Source organism: Microbacterium umsixpiens (assembly GCF_053543675.1).
This window is the reverse complement of sequence record NZ_JBLVOH010000068.1, coordinates 11,003-15,396: the sequence shown is the minus strand read 5'-3', so window position 1 is coordinate 15,396 and position 4,394 is coordinate 11,003. Positions and strand designations below refer to the sequence as shown.

At 63.2% G+C, this 4,394-nt stretch carries 3 protein-coding genes and 1 pseudogene; 1 reads left to right on the top strand and 3 read right to left on the bottom strand.

Annotated features, from left to right (window positions below; all coding sequences use genetic code 11):
* A pseudogene (locus ACNPM4_RS06880) lies at positions 1-191 on the top strand (IS5/IS1182 family transposase); the annotation flags it as partial.
* 55 nt (positions 192-246) lie between these two features.
* Here the strand turns inward: ACNPM4_RS06880 and ACNPM4_RS06875 are convergent.
* The 3 genes from ACNPM4_RS06875 to ACNPM4_RS06865 form a co-directional block, all read right to left on the bottom strand.
* Entirely contained in the window at positions 247-1,254 is a 1,008-nt protein-coding gene (locus ACNPM4_RS06875; RefSeq protein WP_448985188.1) for an alpha/beta fold hydrolase, read from the bottom strand.
* Positions 1,255-1,386: 132 nt separating this feature from the next.
* Positions 1,387-2,844, bottom strand: coding sequence for a purine-cytosine permease family protein (locus ACNPM4_RS06870; protein ID WP_448985187.1), 1,458 nt, complete (start codon positions 2,842-2,844; stop codon positions 1,387-1,389).
* A 48-nt stretch (positions 2,845-2,892) separates the two neighbouring features.
* Positions 2,893-4,394 (bottom strand): aldehyde dehydrogenase family protein (locus ACNPM4_RS06865; protein ID WP_448985186.1); only part of this gene is annotated, 1,502 nt, incomplete at its 5' end.

Sequence of the window (4,394 nt, the reverse complement as noted above, 5' to 3'; positions counted from 1 at the left end):
CCCCCCCGCGCCCGGTCGGACTCGACGCCATCGACTACAAGAACCGCAACGTGATCGAACGGCAGTACTGCCACCTCAAGCAGTGGCGTGGCCTCGCCACCAGGTACGACAAGCACGCCATCGTCTACCGCGCCGCCGTCATCCTCAACGCCGTCCTCGCCTGGACCAAAACATTGTCAGACACGCCCTAGTCGCTGCACTGACGCTCTTCACGTTGCACGCAAGAGCATGTGGTCGCCCTCAGATTCACGCCCCGGAGTGCGGCAGCAGGAGGGCCGTAAGACTCACGACGAACTTGCCCGGCTCCTCGAACATGCACAGATGAGCGGAGTTCTCGAACCACACGACATCCTTCGACGGCGCAGTCACGCTCTCGATCCATCGCGCGACCGGAGCTGTGGGCGTCGTGTAGTCGTGACGGCCGAGGAACTGCACGATGGGCACGTCGAACGAGGTCATCTCGCGCCCGTCGAAACCGAGCAACTGCGGAACGACTTGGGGCATGGTTACCTGCTGCCCCGTGACGATCAGCTGCAGCTCGTCAGCCGTGTAATAGGGAGAGAGTTCCTGTGATTCGGTGAAGTACGCGAAGTCGGAGCGGTGCGCAGACAGCCCGCCGTAATACTGCGCCCACCTTCGGCAGGTCACGATTCGGTCGATGGTGAGGGGGTTCGGACCCGGGTAGTCGCCGAGCGCGCGCAGCTGCGCGATGGCCTCCTCGTTCTCGTCGGCCAAGGCGCTGAGCAGCGCGAACTGAAAGCTCTCGACCTCGTTCTCCGGGCCGCAGATCACCTGACTCGCGGCGGCATAGGCCCAGAGCAGGTCCGGGCGTCGGTGCGCCAGCGTCACCCCGATGATCGTCCCCCAGCTGTGGCCGAGCACGCCGACCTTCGCCACGCCGAGCTCTTTCTGCAGCCACTCGATCAGCTCGACGAGGTCGTCGACGTAGCGGTCGATCGTGAGGTCGAGATCGTCGGATGCCTTGCGCGCCGACTTCCCGCTCGCACGCTGGTCGTAGTTGACAACAGTGAAATAGTCTTCGACGGCTCGCTGCCAGACCCACGATGAGGGCAGCGACGGAAGCGCGGGGCCTCCGTGACACACGATGAGGACGGGACTGGCCGCATTCCGCCCGCGAATGGAGGCGAACTGCTCCACGCCGCCCAGCTCGACGAGCGCCGTGCGATCGATCGCTTCGGGATTGGGGATGCGGCACAGGTCTGCGATCACTGCACGGCCGGTCTCGTCAGTCATATCCTCACCTTCACATTCGGGACTTGACGACACGGGTCCACACCACGGCACCCACTCGAATCGAAGCCGGATGCGCGAGCGCAGAAGGGTCGCCAGGGGAGTCGCTCACGAGGATCAGCCTGTCAGGATCAGTCAGCCAGCTGATCGCTGACCTTTCCGGTTCCGCGTGTGCGCGGGCTCTGTCGCGGGTAGGGGTCGGATTTTGTTAGATCGAGCCGCAACGAGGAAGTAAAGTCCGCCGCTGACGACGAATCCGACGAGCCAGGCAAGGTCGATGCCACCGATGGCCTGAGCGAGCGGCCCGGTGTAGAACGGGAGCACCATGAACGGGATCTGCACTCCGACGCCGATGGCGAAGCTCGCGAGAGCGGCGATGTTCCATTTCCCGTAGATGCCGCCGCCCGGGGCGAAGAAATCCGCGACCGAGTAGTTGCCGTGACGAATGAGGTAGTAGTCGACAAGGTTGATCGCGGACCATGGGATCAGGGCATAGAGGAGCAGGGTGAGGAAGCTGAACCAAAATGTCACGAAGTCGCTTGAGGCTCCGAATGCGAGCGTAACGCCGACAGCGGCGAGGAACAGGGTCGTCGCCAAGCGGGCACGAACGCTGGGGACCCAACCAGGCTTGAATGTCTCAACGAGCGTCAGGGTGCACAGGGTGCTGGAGTAGAGATTGATGGAGTTGACCGTGCCCACGACGATACCCAGTGCGATGAGGACGAAGAGGCCGAGTGGGCCGCTGATCAGGCTGAACAGTCCGGCCATGGTGTTCGGGTCCTGCGTGATCACGCCGACTAGGGCACCGACGCCCATGAGGAGGACTGTGCTCGCGACACAGCCCGAGAAGGAAGCCCAGAATGCGCCGCGGCTTCCTGTGTCGGCAGGCATGTATCGGGAGTAGTCAGAGACGTACGGTGCGTAGGCCATCTGCCAGACGATGCTGATCGCGAGCATCGAGAGGAAGCCGACGATCTCGAAGGCTCCGACCTCGAAGTACGTTACGACATCGTTGGTCGAGAGGATGGCTATGAGCGCTACCAGGACGAGTCCGCCGACGATGTAGGAGCCCCATGCGGCGAGGCGGCGGACGAGGAAATAGCCGAAGGCGGCGACGATGAGGCTAATGGCCCCGACCGCCACGATCATGACCGTGGTGTCGATGTCGGGGGCGGCCGCTCGGAATGAGTCCGTGGCGACCAACAGGTTGGAAGCGAACACCCCGACGTACATGATTAGAGCGAGGACGACGATTACGGCCGCCCCGTAGGCTCCGAACTGTCCGCGCGCCTGCAGCATTTGTGGCACGCCTAGGCGAGGGCCTTGGGCTGCGTGGAGAGCCATCCCGACGCCGCCGATGGCGTTGCCGAGAACGATCGCGACGAGGGCCCACCACAACGAGAGCCCGAAGAGGGTCGTTGCCCCCGCGCCGGTCACAATGGTGATCGGGCTGAGGTTCATTCCAAACCAGATCGCCACGAGTTCTCGGGAGCGTCCTCGGCGCTCCTCTACAGGTATGGGTGCAATGGCCTGCTTTTCTAGCGCGAAGAGCCTTCTCTGACTCATGGCCGTTTCCTTTCTCAGGTGGTGCATCGTTCGCCGGTCAGGGCGAAGGGGTCATGAAGCGCTGGGCTGCTTCGTTTAGTGCTCGCCCCAGCCCAGCCGTTGTCCGGCGTATGCGATGTGGTTGACGGTCAGCTGGGTGAACGTCGCGATGGCTTCAACACCTTGGTCTTCCCCGAGTCCGGAGGACTTGTGGCCCTCGTAGGGGATATGGGGCGCCTCGTGGTGTGGTGAGTTGGTCCAGATGATGCCGACGTCCAGTGCGTCAGCGACTCTGGCCGCGCGGAGGAGGTCTGTGGTCCACACGGTCGCGGCGAGTCCGTAGTCGACGGAGTTGGCCAGCTGCAGTGCCTCTTCTTCGGTATCGAATGGCATCACCACGGTGACTGGTCCGAACACCTCCTCTTGAGCGATCTCAGAGTTAGGGTTCACATCCGTGAGCAGGGTCGGCGCAAAGAAGTAGCCGTCTGCCCGTTCTGGGTCAGTGAGCCGTCCGCCACCGGTGAGGATACGGGCGCCATCCCTTACCGCGCGTTCTACGAGTCCTTCGACCCGGTGAAGCTGAGCCTCGCTGACCAGCGGACCGATGTCGTTCTCCGCGTTGAAAGGGTCGCCGACCCGAAGCTCCTCGGTGCGGGCAGTGATGGCCGCGAGGAAGCTGTCGTAGATCGAGCGTTCAAGCAGCAACCGCGACCCGGAAGTGCAGATCTGGCCGCCGTTGGCGAAGCTGGTGAAGAGCGCACCATCAACCGCTTGAGCAAAGTCCGCATCCGCGAAGACGATGTCGGCGGACTTGCCTCCCAGCTCAAGGTGGACGCTCTTGATCTCCTGCGCGCTCGCACGGATGATTGACCGCCCCACCTCCGTGGAGCCCGTGAAAGTGATCTTCGACACATCGGGGTGGTCAACGAGGGCGCGTCCAGTGTCGCCGTCGCCGTTGAGTACGTTGAGAATTCCTGCGGGGATGCCGGCTTCAAGGGCCAGCTCTCCGTAGCGGACCGCACTCAAGGGGGTCTGTTCGGCCATCTTCAACACGACAGCGTTGCCAAGTGCAAGTGCTGCTGCTGTCTTCGCGACGGCGAAGTAGAACGGGAAATTCCAGGGGGCAATTGCCGCAACGACTCCATATGGGCGGCGACGCGAATAGCTAAGGTACCCCGTCTCATCAGAGTAGACAGAGCCCCGAGTGTGCTCCCCCAGCGATGCGGCGAAATGGAGGATCTCGGCTGCGGCGAGGATGTCTCCCTCGCGTTGGCTCACAGGGCCTCCTCCATCGAGCGCATCGAGCTCTGCCAGTTCCGGGCCGTTCTGCTCGATGAGGTCGGCGAATCGGCGGAGCGTTCGGGCTCGATCTGCGGGACGAATGCGAGCCCACTCGGCGTCGTCAAAGGCCCGTTTGGCGGATCGCACTGCACGATCGACGTCGTCGCCGTCGGCAAGAGACACGTGGGCGATCGTTGCGCCGGTCGTGGGGTTGATCGTGGTGAAGGTTCGTCCGTTCAGCGATGGCACGCTCTCACCGTCGATGATGTGGTGGACGGTCGTTCGTTCGAGGATGTCGCTCATCGCACCATCTCCGT